The 16,855-nt window shown below is 77.3% G+C and carries 7 protein-coding genes; all 7 read right to left on the bottom strand.

The features are described 5' to 3' along the window. Nucleotides 1–53: 53 nt before the first annotated feature. From ACFYZS_RS21820 to ACFYZS_RS21790, 7 genes are read right to left on the bottom strand one after another with little or no spacing between them, the layout of a single operon-like run. Nucleotides 54–1,049: a galactokinase gene (locus tag ACFYZS_RS21820; RefSeq protein WP_389014959.1), complete on the bottom strand. Its 996-nt coding sequence runs from the start codon at nucleotides 1,047–1,049 to the stop codon at nucleotides 54–56. Beyond that, complete coding sequence (locus ACFYZS_RS21815) at nucleotides 1,046–2,971, bottom strand: methyltransferase domain-containing protein (RefSeq protein ID WP_389014956.1); 1,926 nt, start codon at nucleotides 2,969–2,971, stop codon at nucleotides 1,046–1,048. The genes ACFYZS_RS21820 and ACFYZS_RS21815 overlap by 4 nt, the downstream gene beginning before the upstream one ends. Continuing rightward, a complete protein-coding gene (locus tag ACFYZS_RS21810) occupies nucleotides 2,968–4,131 on the bottom strand; it encodes a glycosyltransferase (protein ID WP_389014954.1) in 1,164 nt (387 codons plus the stop codon). Before ACFYZS_RS21810 ends, ACFYZS_RS21815 begins: the two co-directional genes overlap by 4 nt. Next, a complete protein-coding gene (locus ACFYZS_RS21805) occupies nucleotides 4,128–4,988 on the bottom strand; it encodes an alpha/beta fold hydrolase (RefSeq protein WP_389014951.1) in 861 nt (286 codons plus the stop codon). Before ACFYZS_RS21805 ends, ACFYZS_RS21810 begins: the two co-directional genes overlap by 4 nt. A gap of 7 nt (nucleotides 4,989–4,995) precedes the next feature. After that, nucleotides 4,996–5,385, bottom strand: a complete 390-nt coding sequence (locus ACFYZS_RS21800) for an acyl carrier protein (RefSeq protein WP_389014948.1) — start codon at nucleotides 5,383–5,385, stop codon at nucleotides 4,996–4,998. Continuing rightward, nucleotides 5,369–9,832 (bottom strand): beta-ketoacyl synthase N-terminal-like domain-containing protein, encoded by a 4,464-nt coding sequence (locus ACFYZS_RS21795; RefSeq protein WP_389014945.1) that lies wholly within the window; start codon nucleotides 9,830–9,832, stop codon nucleotides 5,369–5,371. Before ACFYZS_RS21795 ends, ACFYZS_RS21800 begins: the two co-directional genes overlap by 17 nt. Continuing rightward, nucleotides 9,825–16,838, bottom strand: a complete 7,014-nt coding sequence (locus ACFYZS_RS21790) for an SDR family NAD(P)-dependent oxidoreductase (RefSeq protein ID WP_389015183.1) — start codon at nucleotides 16,836–16,838, stop codon at nucleotides 9,825–9,827. The genes ACFYZS_RS21795 and ACFYZS_RS21790 overlap by 8 nt, the downstream gene beginning before the upstream one ends. Nucleotides 16,839–16,855: the final 17 nt, after the last annotated feature.

The raw sequence follows: 16,855 nt of genomic DNA, 5'->3' as shown, positions 1-16,855 counted from the left end.
AGTGCAGGTGTGGGTGTGGGTGAGGGTCCGGGTGTCCGTTCCTCGCGGGTGGTTCATTCCTCCCGCCGGGCCGCACCGGCCACGGCGATGTTCAGGAAGCGCGGTACCGGCCGGCCCCGGCCCCGGAAGTCCACCGCCACGACGGCCCGTACCGCCGTCAGGCGCGACGCGGGCAGCAGCACCAGCACGCCGCGCCCCGGCCGCCGCCCCGGAGGCCAGGCGCTCAGCGCCCCGGCCCGGCGGGCGCAGGACACCGCCCGGGCCAGTTCGGCCGCCCGGTCCGCGGGATCCCCCCGGACGGCGAGGAGCACCAGCCGCGTCCCCGAGGCGGGCGGATCGAAGCCGACGTGGCGCCGCTCCTCCCCGGTGTCCGTCAGCAGGGCCCGGCCGGCCCGGGCGAACAGCACCGCCCTGCGCAGCGCGTCGTCGCCGTCCGGCAGCGCCCGCGCCAGCAGCCGGGCCAGCCCCTCCCGGTCCGGATCCGTGTCCGCCGGGGTGTGTACGTCGGCCACCGCGAGCGCCGTCGCACAGTCGGCGGGCTCCGCCGTGGCCAGCCCGGCGGCCTCCGTGAGGGAGCCCTGGAGGTGCAGGTCGGTACCGCCGCGCCCGTACCCGGCGCGGGCCAGGGCCCGCAGCAGGGCGTACGGGCGGACGGCCCAGGCGGGGGCCGCGGGCGCCGACCCGTCCGGGGTCAGCGGCAGATCGCAGCTGTCGGCGGGGTGTCCGAGGGAGCTGAGCCGCACCAGCCCGTCCGTACGCGGCGCGGCGGCGGCCGCCACCGGCCAGCCGGCCGCCGCGACCAGTCCGGGCGAGCCCAGGTGGAAGGCGTACGGGGCGCTCCAGACGGCGGCCGGCGGCCGCCCGTGCGCGGCCTCCAGCGCGTAGGCGACGAGCCGGAACAGCGGATCGGCGGTGGCCCGCCGGGCGAGGTCCGGCGGTACGGGGCCGACGGGGGCGGGCCCGAGGGGTACGGGGCCGCCGACCGGTACGGGGCCGACGGGCGCGGCGCGGCCGCCCGGGGCCGCGCCGCCCGACCGGGCCCGCGTCACCGGTCCTCCCCGACCGCCGTCGGCAGCCGGTCGTCGTCGCGGCGGGCCAGCAGCCGGTAGGCGTTCCCGCCGTCCGTGCGCCGGGCCAGGGCCGTCCGCACCGCGTCGAGCGCCGCCGCGCCGGCGAAGCAGGGCAGCGCGGCCGCCCGTACGGCATGCGCCAGCGCCCGCCCGCGGCGCGTGGGCGGGGGAGCCCACGGGCGGTCCGGATCCGGTGCCAGCCGGGTGGTGGTCAGGGCCACCGCGCCGAAGAAGTCGTTGCCCTGGTGGGCGGCGCCGTGCTCCTCGGCCAGGATGGTGAACCCGCGTTCGGCCAGCGCCTCGCGCAGGTTCGACGCCGGGATCAGGTGCTGGTGCTGGGGCTGGAACCAGGGCAGCCACGCGGACCCCAGCAGCCGCGCCATCCGGGATTCGGGGTCGGGCAGCTCGATCGCCAGGAACCCGCCGGGGGCGAGGACGGCGGCCGCGGTGTCCAGCTCGGTGAGCGGATCGCGGGTGTGCTCCAGGTAGTGGTACATGCTGACCACCTCGTACCGGCCGGCCAGCTTCTCCGCGAACTCCGGGAACTGGCCCTGGAACCCGGTCTCCACCCAGCCGCGCCGCTCGGCCTCGCCGACCCCTTCGCCCATGTCCAGCCCGTCGAAGCGGGTGTCCGGCCAGACGGCCCGCGCCGCGTTGCAGAAGTGGCCGTGCCCGGTGCCGACGTCGAGCCACGAGGCCGGGGCGTCCACCGTGTGCGGGCGGAGCATCTCGGCGCGCCCCCGGTAGGCGTCGCCGAGCCGGCCGAACACCGTCCCGGCGCCCTCGCCGCCGCGCCCGTCGTAGAAGTCCCGGTAGTAGAACTCCAGTCCGTCCAGGGTCAGTCGGGGGTTCTGGAAGACGTGGCGGCAGTCCGCGCACTGCTCCAGGGTGAACCGGCCGGGCTTGCCCTGGAGGAGATCGGGCACCCGGACGCGTACGAAGAGCTGCTCGGAGCCGCACCAGGGGCAGTTCGTCCGCCGCGGTTCGAGGAACCGGTCGCTGCCGCGGGCCAGTTCCGCCCGGTAGGCGGCCGCGCGGGCGGCGTCGGCCTCGGCGTCCGCCGCGGCGGGCTTACCGCGGAGGACCGCGGCGGCCGTTCCCGCGGCAGCGCCGAGGGAGCGGGCCGGCCGGGCGGCGGTGGCGCCGGGCAGATCGGCGGGACGCAGCGGGCCGCCCGGCCCGCCGAGCACCAGGTAGGGCTGCAGCCAGTACATCCCGGCCGCGGCCGCCCCCCACCGGCCCTGGCGTACGGCGAGCCCCGCCAGCAGCCCCAGCCCGGCGAACTGCGCGGCGGCCAGCACCCCCGGCGGCAGCCCCTGGGCCCGCAGCTCGGCCGCCCGTACCGCGCCCGCCGGATCCCCGGACCGGCCGACGGACAGGGCGGGGGCGATGGCGAGGCCCGTGGAGTCGGCGGCGTACTCCTTCAAACGGCGGGTCAGTGCCAGGAGATCGGCGGGCTCCCGACCGCCGGCCCCGTGCGGGTCCGCTCCGTCCGGGTCCACCCCGGCCCTCGCCAGCACCTCCTCGGCGACGAGCACGGCGTACCCCGCCCCGCGCCCTTCGGCCAGCCGGTCCTCGCGGTACCCGGCGGGATCGACCAGCCGCAGCAGCCCCAGCACCCGCTCGGCGCCGAGGTCGGCCGGCAGCAGGTCCAGCACCCGCAGGCCCTCCCGCTCGGCGTGCGCGCAGGCGGCCAGGAACGTGGCCGGATCGACCTCGACCCCGCGCGCGGTGAGCAACCGCCACCCCGCGGCGCGCGGGAGTCCGTCCGCCGCGGAGGGCGGCGCCGGCAGTACGGGGATCGCCCGCAGCCGGCGCCGGGCACGCACCGTACCCGCGCCGAGCGCGGCGAGGGTCAGCGCGGAGGTCCACCGGACCCGGTGGAAGGGGGGTGGCGTCATGACAGCTTCTCCAACCGGTCGGCCGCGGCGGCGGCCCCGCCGGCCGCGGCGAAGGAGGCCTGGATCCGCCGGGCGGCCCGGCGATGGCCGGGATCGTCCAGCACGGCCGTGAGCGCGTCACACAGTTCCTCGGCCCGGGTCCTGCCGAACCGCACCCGTACCCCCGCCCCGGCCTCGACGACCTGCCGGGCCACGATCGGCTGGTCGTCGCGGATCGGCGCGACCACCAGCGGCAGCCCGTACGCGAGCGCCTCGCAGACGGTGTTGTGCCCGCCGTGGCTGACCACGGCGTCCAGATGCGGCAGCAGCTCCAGCTGCGGCACCCGCTCCTGGAGCAGTACGTCCGCCGACACCGGCCCGACCAGGGCGGCGGGCGCGGCCAGGACCAACTGAACCTCGGCGGCCAGTCGTTCGGCCGCCTTCAGCACGGTGGCGTAGAACCGGCCGCCGGCCTCCTGGTTGAGCGTGCCCAGCGAGACCAGCACCCGCTGGCGCTCCGGATCCAGTCGCTGCCACGGGAAGTGGGAGGAGGCCGGCCGGGCCCCGAGAGCGGGCCCGACGAAGGCGTGGTGGGCAGGGAAATCCGCACCGGCGCCGACGAGTTCGGGGGTCGAGAAGACGATCACCAGCCGTTCGGAGAACCGCGGGTCCCAGCCGGCCTCCGGCATCCCGCAGGCCGCCAGGAATCCGGAGATCTGCCCGGAGACCCACTCCCCGACCTTCGGGAAATCGGCGAAGGGCCGGGTCAGCTCGGCCGACGTGCTGGCGGAGGTGGCCCAGGGGATCCCGAGCCGCCGGGCGACCACCGGACCGGCCAGCGCCTGCTGGTCGGCGACCAGCAGATCCGGCTCGAAGGACCGTACGGCCCGCGTCACCCCGGGCACCATCGCCAGCCCCAGCGGGACCAGTGCCTCCTCCCACAGGAAGCGCAGCGCCCCGACCCCGCGCAGATCGCGCCAGCGCTCGTGCAGGGCCGCGTATGCGCCGCCGGCCTCGTCCCCGGCGGGCAGGACGCGGGCGTGCGCGGGCAGCAGCCGGGCCAGTGCCCCGGCCGGGCCCGTCCAGGCCACCTCGTGCCCCCGGGCGGCGAGTTCGGCGCCGACCGCCACCGTCGGGTTGACGTGCCCCGCCAGCGGCGGGACCGTGAACAGCACCCTCATCGGACCAGCGCTCCCGCCCGCGGGGCCCGCGCCCCGCGCGAGCCGCGCTCCGCGCCCGCCGTCGCCGTCGCCGTCGCCTCGAGATGGGCGAGCACGGTCTCCCGCAGGACCCCGCTGCTCTCCTTCAGTACGTCGTGACCGAGACCGGGCAGGATCTCGATCGTGGCGCGGGGCGCGTGGCGTGCCAACTCGCGGGCCCCGGGCACCAGTTCCGAATGCTCGCCACAGATGATCAGGGCCGGGCAGTCCAGTCGGGCGTAGTCGGCGACCGTGAAGGCGCGGCTCGCCGCGATGTCGTCGATCAGGCTGGTCCGGTTCAGCAGTTCGTCGGCGATCGAGGTGAGGTTGGCCGCCTTGCGCAGCCGCAGGGTGAGCAGCTCGGCGGGGACCGGGCTGTCCTCCAGGCTGAGCGCGGCCGCCGACAGGGTGTCCACCATGTTCTCCACCCAGGCCCCGCTGAGCGGCGGTTCCAGCAGGGTCAGCCCGGCGACGAGGTCCGGCCGGGCGAGGGCGGCGTGCAGGGCCAGGGTGCCGCCGTAGCTGTTGCCGACCAGGTGTACCGGCCGGTGCCCGAGCCCCAGCGCGCCGAGCAGCGACACGAGGTCCCGTACGGCGGTCCCGCTGTCGTAGCCGGTGGCCGGGCGCTCGGTGCGGCCGTGGCCGCGCAGGTCGTAGAGGACGGCCTCGTGGCCGGCCCGGGCCACCGGGACGGCGAGGGGGCAGTAGAAGGAGGACAGGTTGTCCACGACCAGCCCGTGCAGGAAGACGACGACGGGACGGTCGGGACCGGCGGCCTCGGCGGTGGCCGGGAGCCGCTGGACGTGGAAGCGGAGCGAGCCCGCGGGGACGAGGGCCATGGCGGGCTCAGCCGGCCTTCGGGGCGGAGGCGGTCGCGGCCGGAGCCTTTGCCGCGGCCGTCCTCGCCGTTGCCGTCGCAGCCGTCGCCGCCTTCGCCGATGAGGTGCGGGCGAGGGAGGCGTGGGTGACGAGGCTGATGTGGGTGACGAGTTCGCCGACCGACATGGCGAGGATCGCGTCCATGTCCTTCTCGGCGAGGAAGCCCATGAGGTCCACCTCGGCCCCGTAGCGCTCGTGCAGCAGCTCCGCGAGGGCGACGAACTCGATGCTCTCCAGGGCGAGATCCTCGTTGAAGCTCGTACTCATGGTGACCTCCTCCGCGAGCAGGAACTCGTCGCCGAGGATCTCCACGAGCATGCCGGTGATCTCGGCGAGGATGTCAGTGGTGGTGGCCATGGCTGGTCTCCTTGGGGTGGAAGGGGACGGGGGAGGGGGCCGCGGGGTGGGCGGTCCAGGCGACGAGGTGTCCGCCGGAGCCGGAGCCGGAGCCGGAGCCTGTGCCCGGGCCCGAGCCCGGGCCGGAACCGGTTTCGTACCGGGGACCGGGTGCGCCCTCGGCCTCGGCCGCGGGCAGGGAGGAGGTGCGGACCGGGTACGGCTGCCCCTCGGGCGACAGCACGCGCAGCCCGCCCGCGCCGGGGTCGTCCTCGACCCGCCACTCCCGGGGCCTGCCGCCGAGCCCGGTGCCGGCGGCCTTGGCGGCGGCCTCCTTCGCGCACCACAGGGCGGTGAGGGCGGCCGGCAGCCCGGTGCCCTCGCGGGCGGCCAGCTCCTCGGCGAGCAGCAGTTCGGCGGGGGTGAGCGCGACCCGGACCAAGGCGTCGGGATCGGTGGTCACCGGCTCCACGTCGATGCCGACGGGCTGCCAGGGGTGGGCCAGGGCGACGGCCACCCGGTCCTTGTGCGCGATCGACAGCCGGACGCCGCGGACCAGGACGCCCTCGGCGACGGGCCGTCCGGCCGGGTCGTTGCCGACCGGGACCTCGACCGGGAACACCGGCCCGGCGCCGCCGTCCCAGAGCAGCTGCCGCAGCGCGTCCTTGGCGGCGATGCGGCCCAGCAGCCACGGCGCCCGGGCGCGCGGCGCCAGCCGCTCGTACGCCGCGCGCTCGGCGGCGCCGAGGTAGCGGCGCATCACCAGCTCCTGCGAGGCGGGATCGGTCCACCGGCGCCGGGCCAGGCACCAGCCGGCGGGCTGCGGCTCGCCGATCCCGCACACCTCGGGGGTGAACTTCATCGGCCACACCCGCTCGTCCGCGCCGAAGCGGCGGTACGTCCAGCCTTCGATCCGGGCATACAACCGACCGCCGGGGTCGAGGAGTTCGAGATCACCGCGGACGGTGACCTCGCGGACCTCGCGGATCCGGGCGATGGCCGCGACCAGGGCGTGCGGCGGGGGCGGGGGCCCGTAGAACCGGATCCGGTCGACGGTGGCGGGGAACACCAGCCGGTCCACGGGGAGCCGCAGCTGCATCCAGTGCCCGAAGAGCTGCCCGGCGGCGTCGAGCAGCGCACCCGGGTCGGGGAGCGCGCGCAGCACCCCGTGGATGCCGTCCGGGCCGACGGCCCGCACCTCGTGGACACCGGCGAAGCGCGGCCCGTGGAACATCCACCGGTCCCGGTACAGCGCCTCGGCGCTGACGGGCGCGGGGCGCGGATCGCGCAGCGGCGTCGGGTCGGGAGCGGGCGGCCGCGGGTGGCCCGGGCCGAGCAGGACGACGACGGAGGCGTACGGGCCCAGCCCGACCCGGACCCGTCCCGGGCCGTCGGCGCGGGCGCTGACCTCGACGTCGAGGGCGGGTGCGGCGGGGAGCCACCGCAGGGCCCGTACGTCGTCGTAGCCGAGGACGGCGGAGCCCGGCGGGGCGTACCGGCGGGCGGCGTCGGCGGCCAGCTCCAGCATGGTCGTCATGGGCACGACGGGGAACCGGTCGGAGTCCTCCTGCCACCCGTCGGGCTGGAGGTACACGCAGTGGTCGCGTACGTAGGGCATGGCGTCGAGCGACACGCGCAGCCGGTGCGCCCCCGGACCGCCCGCCGGGGCGGCGCCGCTGGCCGTGCCCGGGCCCCCGCGCGGGGCGGGCGCGGCGCCCCCGCCCGCCAGGCCGCCGAGACGGGTCCGGGCGGCCTCGTCGAGGTGGACCAGCGGAGAGCCGAGGTCCAGCGGGACGGGTCGGCCCCGGACCGCGGGGCGGGTGGCGGGTGCCGGGTCGCGGAGGCGGTCCCAGTGCGGGGCGTGCCCCTCGGCCCACAGCGCGGCGCAGGTGCGCCGGAGGGCGGCCAGTCCCGACAGGCGAGGGGAGGAGGTCGCCACCGAGAGGTGGGGGCGGTCCCGCAGGGTGTCCTCGACGAACCCCGGCAGGCTGCCCGGTCCCAGCGTCACGAACGTCCGGACCCCCGCCTCCTCGTACAGGCGCAGCACCAACTCGCGGAAGCGGACCGGCTCCAGTAGGTGGCGCACCACCAACTCGCGCACCTGCGCGGGATCGTCCGGGAACGGCGCGCACGTCGTCGCCGACCACACCGGCAGATCACCCCGGCGCAGCGGCAGCCGCGCGAACGCCGCCCGGACCTGCCCCAGGTACGGCTCCCACATCGGCGTGTGGAACCCCGACCTGAACGGCAGCTCCTGCCCGAGCACCCCCTCCCGCCGCAGCCGCTCCAGGACCTGCTCGACCCCTCGAGGGTCCCCGCACACCACCGACTGGTGCGGGCAGTTGTCGTGGCTGACCACGACCCCGTCCAGGCCGTGCAGTGCGGCCTCCGCCCGGCGCGCCCCGCAGCCCAGCGCCGCGTACACGAGATCCGGGACCTTCAGCGACCCGGGTCGCAGCGAGTCCAGGAAGGCGTCGGCGGCGTCGCGCGGGTACATCCCGCCGGCCACCATCGCCGCCCACTCGCCGAGACTGTGCCCGGCCAGCACATCGGCCCTCACGCCGAGTTCCGGCAGGGCCCGTGCGAAGAACCGGCCCGTCGCGAGGGCGTCCAGCGCCCGCTCCACCAACTCGGCCCCCCGCCCCAGCCGCGGCCGCTCCAGCCCCATCCGGTCCGCGACGTCGTCCAGCACCGGCGCGAACTCCGGCTCCAGACCCGGGAACAGGAAAGCGGTACCCCCGCCCAGCGGCTCCGGGGTGAACCACACGTCCCCCCGCCCCCGCCAGGCCCGGCCGCGCTCCACCGCCTTCGCGGCGAGCGCGAGGCGCTGCGGGGTCGGTCCGAGCACGGCCAGCCGGCACGGACCGTCGCCCGCGGACCCCGACCCGGCGGCCAGCAGCTGTGCCAGCTCGCCCGGACCGTGCGCGGCGAGCAGCAGTACGTCCTCCCGCGCACCCGCTCCCGCCGCCGGCCCGCCCCCGGAACCCAGCGGCAGGAAGCGGCGTACGGGCGCCCCCGGCACGGCGGCGCCCGGGGCCTCCTCCAGCACCGCATGCGCGTTGATCCCGCCGAAGCCGAACGCGTTGACCCCCGCCCGGCGCGGCTGCGGCCCCCGCTCCCACGGCTCCGCCGCCGTCACGGGCCGCATCCGGGTCAGGGCCAGGTCCGCATGCGGCTCCTGAAGGTGAAGGGTGGGCGGCAGCACCCCCTCGTACACGGCGAGGGCCGCCTTGATCAGCCCGGCCATGCCCGAGGCCTGCATGGTGTGTCCCACCATGGACTTCACCGAGCCGAAGCCGATCCCGGGAGCTCCCGAGGCATCGGGCGGCCCGAAGACCTCGGCCAGCGTGTCGAGTTCGGCCGCGTCCCCCACCGGCGTGCCGGTGCCGTGCGCCTCCAGCAGCCCCAGCGCGCCCGGGGCCCGCGGATCCAGCCCGGCCTCCCGCCAGGCCCGCTCCAGTGCCCGCACCTGCCCGGCCACCAGCGGGCTCATCAGACTGGCCGCCCGGCCGTCCCCCGCCACCCCGGTGCCGCGGATCACGGCGTAGATCCGGTCCCCGTCCCGCTGCGCGTCGGCCAGCCGCTTCAGCAGCACCACGCCCGTGCCCTCGGACAGCAGGGTCCCGTCCGCCCGCCGGTCGAAGGGGCGGATCCGCTCGCTCGGGCTCAGCGCCCGCAGCTGTGTGAACACGCTCCACAGCGTGGCGATGTGGCAGTGGTGGACCGCCCCCGCGACCACCGCGTCGCACCGCCCGCCGGCCAGCAGACCCACCGCCTGGTCCACGGCCAGGAGCGAGGAGGCGCAGGCCGCGTCGAGGGTGTAGGCGGGCCCGCGGAAGTCCAGCCGGTTGGCCGTCCGGGCGGCCGTGAAACTCGGCACCAGCCCGATCGAGGCGTCCGGCCGCTCCGGCCCCAGCGCCTCCTGGAAGGCGGCCCGCACCTCCCCGATCCGCCGCTCGCCGAGCTCGGGCGCCAGCTCCCGCAGGGTCTGCGCCAACTGGTGTGCGGTGCGCACCCGTTGGTCGAGCCGCGCCGTCGCCACGCCCATGAACCCGCCGCGCCCCAGCACCACCCCGATCCGGGAGCGGTCGGCCGGCATCCGGTCTTCGCCGCCCGCGTCGGCGATCGCCTCGGCCGTCGCGTGCAGGGCCAGCATCTGGTCCGGCTCGGCCCCCTCCACGGCGGCCGGCATGATCCCGAACCGGGTCGGGTCGAAGGCCGCCAGCCCGTCGACGAAGCCGCCGCGCCGGCAGTAGAACCGGTCTCCGCGCACGGGCCCGGCGGCGCCTTCCGGGTCGTAGTACACCTCCGGGTCCCAACGCCCCGGCGGCACATCGGAGATGGAGTCCGTACCGGCGAGCAGATTGCGCCGGTAGGCGGCCAGGTCGGCGGCGCCCGGGAAGACGGCTCCCATGCCGACGATGGCGGCGTCGGTCGGCCGGGGTCCGCGGCGCTGGAGCTCACTCATGGCCGGCGCCCTTTTCCGCCATCAGGACCACCTGTACGTCGCTGCCGTACGCGAGCTCGGCGAGGAACGCGGCGGTCCCGGCCTCGGGGGAGATGAGCGGGATCCCGCGCCGGGCGTACGCGCGTTCCAGCTCGGGGGTGACCATCCCGCCGGCCTCGGCCGCCCAGGGGCCCCAGTCGACGGACAGCACCCGGCCGGGGAAGGTGTCGGCCCAGGTCAGCGCGAGCCCGTCGAGGGCGTCGTTCGCGGCGGCGTAGTCGCTCTGGCCGCGGTTTCCGTACACCCCGGCGACGCTGCCGAAGAGGGCCAGGAAGGCCGGGGCGGGGGTGCTGCCGTGCTCGGCGGCCGCGGCCGCCAGGTTCCGGGCGCCGGCCACCTTGGTGGTGAACACCTCGGTGAACACGGCCGGTTCCTTGTCGCAGAGCAGCCCGTCGCGCAGGGCCCCGGCGCCGTGCACGATGCCGTCGAGCCGGCCGTGCCGGGCCCGTACGTCGGCCACGACGGCCCGTACCGCGGCCGCGTCGGTGACGTCGGCGCAGTGGTAGCGGACGGACGCGGCGGTGGCGGCGAGGGCGGCCAGCGTGGCCCGCACCTCTCGCGCGGCCAGGATCCGCGAGGCCGCGGCCTCGATCTCGGCGGGAGTGCGCAGCCCGCTGCGGATGAGGGCGGCACGCAGCGCCACCCGGTCGCCCGCGTGCACGAACTCGTCGTCCTGGTGCGGTGGTTCGGGTGTCCGACCCACCAGCTCGACGTGGCATCCGGTGACCCGGGCCAGGGCGAGCGCGGTCCGTGCCGTGATGCCGCGCGCCCCGCCGCTCAGCAGCACGACGGACCCGGGCCCGAGCGGGTTCCCGCCGGGCGTCGCGGCGGGCGAGGGGAGCGGCGCCGGGACCGGGCGGCGGGTGACCCGGACCCCTTCGGCCGTGTACCCGACGGAGGCGAGGTCTTCACCGTCGTCGCACAGCTCGGCGAGCAGCTGGGCGGCGATGCGCCCCGGGTCCTCCTTGGGGTGCAGGTCGACGGCACGGACGAGGGCGCCGGGGAATTCCAGGGCGGCGCTCCGGGCGAAGCCGTGCAGTCCGCTGTCGGGGGCGGAGCCGAGGAGCAGCCGCCGGACACCGCCGGTGAGGGCGCGCTTGTACCCCGGGAAGGCGGCGGGGAGCACGGGCTCCTGGCCGGCCCGGAGCGCGGACAGGTCCACGACTCCGTCGAATCCGGCGTCGGCCCCGGCCACCGTCTCGGCCCGGACCCCGTGCGCCTCCAGGGCGCCGCAGAGCGCGAGCGCCACCCCCTGTCCGTCCTCGACCACCCCGATCCGCAGGCCCCGCAGCGCGTCGGGATCCCCGCCGGCCGCCGCCACCGGCACCAGGTCCACCCGCATTCGTCGAACCGCTCCGGCCGCCGCCGGCCCTGCTCCAGCCGGTTCCGGAACCGGTCCGGTCGCCGCCACCGCTGCCGCGTCGACCGCCACCGCCACCGAGGCCTCTCCCGCTGCGGGGGCCGGAGCAGGTCCTGAAGCGGCTGCCGGCCCGGAGGCGTGGGCGGTCACCCAGTCGACGATGCCGCGCAGGGTCTTGATCCGGGACAGCTCCTCCACGGCCGACTCGGCGGAGCCGCCGGGGTCGGTGGGGAGGCCGATCCGGTCGGCCAGGGCGCCGATGATCTCGACCCGCTTGATGGAGTCGATGGAGAGGTCCGCCTCCAGGTCCAGCTCGGGGTCGAGCATGTCCCGCGGGTATCCGGTCCGGGTGTGGACGATCTCCAGGACGGCGTCCATCACCTCCTCGGCGGACCCTGCCCCGGCCCGCGCCCGCGCCCCCGGCTCCCGACCGACCGCGGGAGCGACACCGTCGGCATCCCGCGCCGACTCCTCCGGCCACCGGGGCCATGCCGTCCCGTCGCCGTCCGCGCCGACGTCCCCCGTGCCGGTCCAGGTCTGGGCACCCGCCGGGGCGGCCCACGCTCCCGGGTCCGCCGTGCCCGCCGGTCCGTGGCCGTTCGCGCCGACCCCCCAGGCGACGGACCACGCCTCGCCGCCCGCCGCTCCGGGCAGGCCCGGCGCATCGCCGAGGACGGCCGGTACTCCGGGCGGGGCCGCCGCGCTCCCCAGGTAGCCGAGCAGGACGTCTCTCTGGGCCTCGATCAACGCGCGGGAGCCGCGCAGGTACTCCAACACGGCCTCCTGGCGCGGGTCGGGCTCTGCCTGCACCGCGGGCAGCTCCGGACCGGGCGCCGGCGCCGGGACGGGGGCATCGACGCGGCGCGGGGGCCGGAGGCCGCCAGGGATCGGGGTCCCCGCCGCCGTACGGATCAGGTGGCCGTCCACCAGCCAGCCCGGGCGGCGGGGGGCTCGGTCCGGGAGGGGGGCGGTGCGGCCGCGGAACAGGGCCTCCGGGGTGATCGGGACGCCGGCCGCGGCCAGTTCGGCCAGGGCCTCGACCAGCCGCGCCAGCCCGTGCTCACCCGGCACGTCCAGCGGGACCACCGTGTGGGGGCGGTCGGCGAGGATCCGGCCCACCAGGCCCGACAGGACCCGGCCCGGTCCCGCTTCCACGAACGTCCGGACACCGGCCGCGTACATGGCCTCCACCTGGTCCACGAACCGGACCGGCTCCGCGACCTGCCGGGACAGGAGAAGGCGTACGGCATCGGCGTCGGCCGGATACGGCTCCGCCGTCGTGTTCGACCAGACCGGGACGGCGGCGTCGGCAACCGCCGTCCCGGCCAGCTCGGCCGCCAGCCCGGTCGCCGCCTGCGCCACCACCGGACTGTGGAACGCGCAGGCCACCGGCAGGGGCTGCGCCTGGATTCCCGCCGCGCGCAGCGACTCCACGGCCGCCGCGACCGCCGCCGCCGGCCCCGAGATCGCGCACTGCCGGGGTGCGTTGTGGTTGGCCACCACGCAGCCGGCCCGCTCCGCGAGCTCCCGCACGTCCTGCGGCGCGGCCGACACCGCCGCCATCGACCCCGGATCCTCCCCGGCGGCCGCCAGGATCGCCCCGGCCCGGCGGGCGCTCAGCCGCAGCAGGCTCTCCGTGTCGTACACCCCGGCCGCCCACAGCGCCGTGAGCTCCCCGTACGAATGGCCCGCCACGCAGTCCGGCCGTACGCCGAGCCGCCCCAGCAGCCGGTGCGCGGCCGCGCCGGCCAGCCCGAGGGCCGGCTGGGCGACGCGGGTGTCCGTGATCGCCGCCCGCTGCGCGGCCCGGTCCTGCGCCGTGAACGCCCCCGGTGGGAAGAGGGCCGAGACCACCGCGCCCGGAGCGGAGTCCAGCAGGACCCGCAGTCCGGGGAAGGCCGTGTACAACTCGCCCAGCATGCCCACCCGTTGGCTGCCCTGCCCGGGGAAGAGGAACGCCACCTGCCCCGGATCCGCCGAATCCTCCCGTACGTGCACCCCGTCACCCGCGGTGAATCCTCGCGCCCGCTCCAGCCGGGCCGCCAGCTCGTCCAGGTCCGCGGCCACGACCGCCACCCGCACCGGCCCCGAGCCGCCGCCGCACGCCTCCGCGGCCAGGTCCCGCAGCGCCCACGGCCGCCCGGCCGCGTCGTTCTGCTCCAGCCGCGCCGCGAGCCGGGCCATCTCCCGCCCCGCCGCCCGCCGGTCCTCGCCGCGGAAGCAGAACAGCTCCGCCGGCCAGTCCTCCCGGCCCTGCTCCGGCTCCTCGGCGCCCGCGTAACCGGCCAGCACCGCGTGGTAGTTGGTGCCGCCGAAGCCGAACGCGCTCACCCCCGCGATCCGCCGCTCCACCGGTACCGCCCACGGCCGGGCCTCGGTGTCGAAGATGAACGGGCTGGTACCGGCCTGCCAGGCCGGGTTCGGCCGGTCGATGTGCAGGGTCGGCGGCCGGACCCCCGCATGAACCGCGCGGGCCGCCTTGATCAGCCCGGCCAGGCCGGCCGCGCACTTGGTGTGCCCGAGCTGTGATTTCACCGAACCCAGCGCACACGAGCCCACCCCGGCCCCGGCCGCCGTGAACACCTCGCTCAGCACGCCCAGTTCCGTACTGTCGCCGACCACCGTGCCCGTACCGTGCGCCTCGACGAGGCCCACCTCGCCCGGCGAGACGCCCGCCCGCGCATAGGCCCGCTCCAGCGCCCGCCGCTGCCCCTCCGGCCGCGGCGCGGTCAGCCCCAGCGAGCGCCCGTCGCTGGACGCCCCGACCGCCTTGATCACCGCGTACACCCGGTCGCCGTCCCGTTCCGCGTCCGCCAGCCGCTTCAGCACCAGCGCGCCCACCCCCTCGCCGAGGGCGATCCCGTCGGCCGCCGAGTCGAAGGGGCGGCAGCGCCCGCCCGGTGACAGGGCGCGGACCGAGGCGAACAGCAGGTAGTCGTTGATCCCGTTGTGCACGTCGGCGCCCCCGCACAGCACCATGTCGCTGTCGCCGTCGCGCAGTTGGCGGCAGGCCAGGTCCAGCGCGGCCAGCGAGGAGGCGCACGCGGCGTCGACCGTGCAGTTCGCGCCGCCGAGGTCGAGCCGGTTGGCCACCCGGCCCGCGATCACATTGGCGAGGATCCCGGGGAAGGAGTCCTCGGTCAGCCGGGGGAGCTGCTCGTCCAGATCGGGCGGGAGCTCTCCGAGGTAGGCGGGGTGCAGCGCCCGCAGCCCGTACGCGCCCGCCAGTTCGGTACCCGCCTCGGCCCCGAAGACCACGGAGGTCCGGGAGCGGTCGAACTCCCGGTCCTTCCCGTAACCGGCGTCCCCGAGGGCCCGCGCCGAGATCTCCAGGGCCAGCAGCTGCACCGGCTCGATCCCGGCCAGCGAGGACGGCGGGATACCGTGCGCGAGGGCGTCGAAGGGCACCGGGTCCAGGAAACCGCCCCAGCGCGAGGGGGTGCGCTCGCCGGCCCGCGCCGGGTCGGCGTCGTAGTAGAGGGCCGGGTCCCAGCGCTCGGCCGGGACCTCGGTCACCGCGTCCCGGCCGGCCAGGATCTGTGCCCAGTACGCGGCGAGGTCGGGGGCGCCCGGATAGGCGCAGGCCATCCCGACGATGGCGACGTCGAGCGGGTCGGCGGTCCCGCCGACCGCCCGCCCGCCGCTCGAAGCGGCGATTTCCGCGGCCCGCCGCTCCAGCAGCTCCGTCGCCCCTTCGGTCACCTGGGCGTGCAGGGCGGCGACCGTGGTCGTCCCGCCGCGCAGCGTGGCTGCCTGCCCCAGCATGAACAGCCCGTCCGCGTACTGCCGCTCCTCGTCGACGGCCTCCAACTCCGTGCCCTCGCCGCGGCGCAGCCCCTTGCTGGCGATCCGAAGCCTCCCCAGGTTCAGCCGCTCCAGCTCCTCCCACATCTCGCGCGGCCCGGTCCCGCCCTGCGCGAGCCGCTGCCGGGTCTCCTCGAAGGTGCGGGCGTACGGCGTGTCCGCGCAGCGCGTGGCGTGGCCGGGCGCGGTGTGCAGCAGTACGGTGTCCGCGCATTCCACCGCCGCCCGCTGGAACCGGGGCGTGACCGCGCCCGCCGCCACGGCCTCCTCGGTGAACAGGTAGGCCGTGCCCATCAGGACGCCGATCCGGGCGCCCCGCTCGGCCAGCGGGGCGGCGGCCGCGACGGCCATCGCCGCGGACCGCTCGTCGTGGATCCCGCCGGCGAACAGCACGTCCAGGGCGGCCGGTTCGGAGCAGGCGAGCAGTCGCTCGATCTGTTCCTCCCACAGCGGGAAGGAGGCGCGCGGCCCGACGTGGCCGCCGCACTCCAGCCCCTCGAACACGAACCGCCGCGCCCCCTCGGCGAGATACCGCTCCAGGAGGCCCGGCGAGGGCACGTGCAGATGGGTCAGGGTCCCGGCTGCCTCCAGCGGGGCCGCCTGCGCCGGGGTGCCGCCTGCGATGATCGCGTACGGCGGCCGGGTCTCGGCCACGGCGGCCAGCTGCTCCCGCCGCAGCTCGGGAGGGGCGAAGCCGAGCAGGCCCACGCCCCAGGGCCGGTCCCCGAGCCGCTCGGCGGTCCGGGCCAGCAGCCGGCGCACGTCCGGCCCCTCCATCACCGCGAGCGCCAGGTACGGGATCCCGCCCGCGGCGGCCACCGCCTCCGCGAAGGCCGCCTGGTCGCTGACCCGGGTCATCGGGCCCTGGGCGATCGGCCGGGTCGCCATGAGCGGCCGTACCCGTGCCGCGGCGGCCAGATGCCCCGTGACGGCGGCCCGGACGGCCTGGAGGACTCCGCCCGTGGTGCGGTGGCGTGCGGCCAGCCGCGCCGCGGTGGCCCCGTCCTGGCCGACGGGGAGCAGCTGTGTCTGCAGGTCCCGGGCCCCGAGCAGGGGAGCGGCCGGCCCTTCCGGCGAGGGCAGATCGGGCCGCGCGTACATCCGGTGGCCGTCGGCCATCCGGGTTTCCGAGCCGTCCATCGCCCGTATCGCCGCGGCCACTTCGGCGGGCAGCCCCGCCTCGCCCTCCGGTGTCAGGGCCAGCTGTACGTCGACCAGTACGCCCGAGGCCCCGCCCGCGACGGCCGCGGCCGCCGTGTGCGGGCCGATCCCGCCGCGGGCGATGACGGGCACGCCGATGCCGGGACCGGCGAGCAGCTGCTGCAGCAGCACGAAGGTGGTGGCCCCGCCCACCCGGCCGCCGCCCTCGTGCCCCCTGGCGACGACCGCCCGGGCCCCGGCGGCCACCGCGGCCCGTGCCTCCGCCAGGCCGGTGGCCTCGGCCCAGACGCGCGGCCGCCCGGGCGCCGCCGCCCAGCCGGCCACCCGCTCCGGCGTGTGCTCGGCGGGGTCGGCGAGCAGCACCGTGTCCACCTCGGCCGGCAGCTGCTCGGGCCCGAGGGGGCAGCCGGCGGGCACCCGTACGCCGTGGCGCCGCCCGGGGCCGAGCCGCCGGGCGAGCTCCGCGAAGGCGGCCCGCGCGGCGTCGGGATCCCGGCCGAGGTCGAGCAGCCCGAGGCTGCCCGCCCGCTCGGCGGCGATCACGATCCGGGGCTGCGGCTCTTCGAAGGGGCTGAGCGCGACCACCAGATCGCGCGGCGCGGCGGACCGCGGGGACGGCTCGCCGGACTGGGGGGACGGCATGGGCTGGGGGGTCACGG

Origin of the sequence: Streptomyces sp. NPDC001903, from assembly GCF_042891345.1 — a bacterium.
GTDB lineage: Bacteria > Actinomycetota > Actinomycetes > Streptomycetales > Streptomycetaceae > Streptomyces.
Note: the sequence above shows the minus strand (reverse complement) of the source record. Positions and strands in the feature narration are given on the sequence as shown.

Coding starts and splice junctions, on each gene's coding strand:
- ACFYZS_RS21790 (WP_389015183.1), bottom strand. CDS start 16,838: ATGCCGTCCCCCCAGTCCGGCGAGCCGTCCCCGCGGTCCGCCGCGCCG.
- ACFYZS_RS21810 (WP_389014954.1), bottom strand. CDS start 4,131: ATGAGGGTGCTGTTCACGGTCCCGCCGCTGGCGGGGCACGTCAACCCG.
- ACFYZS_RS21795 (WP_389014945.1), bottom strand. CDS start 9,832: ATGAGTGAGCTCCAGCGCCGCGGACCCCGGCCGACCGACGCCGCCATC.
- ACFYZS_RS21800 (WP_389014948.1), bottom strand. CDS start 5,385: ATGGCCACCACCACTGACATCCTCGCCGAGATCACCGGCATGCTCGTG.
- ACFYZS_RS21815 (WP_389014956.1), bottom strand. CDS start 2,971: ATGACGCCACCCCCCTTCCACCGGGTCCGGTGGACCTCCGCGCTGACC.
- ACFYZS_RS21805 (WP_389014951.1), bottom strand. CDS start 4,988: ATGGCCCTCGTCCCCGCGGGCTCGCTCCGCTTCCACGTCCAGCGGCTC.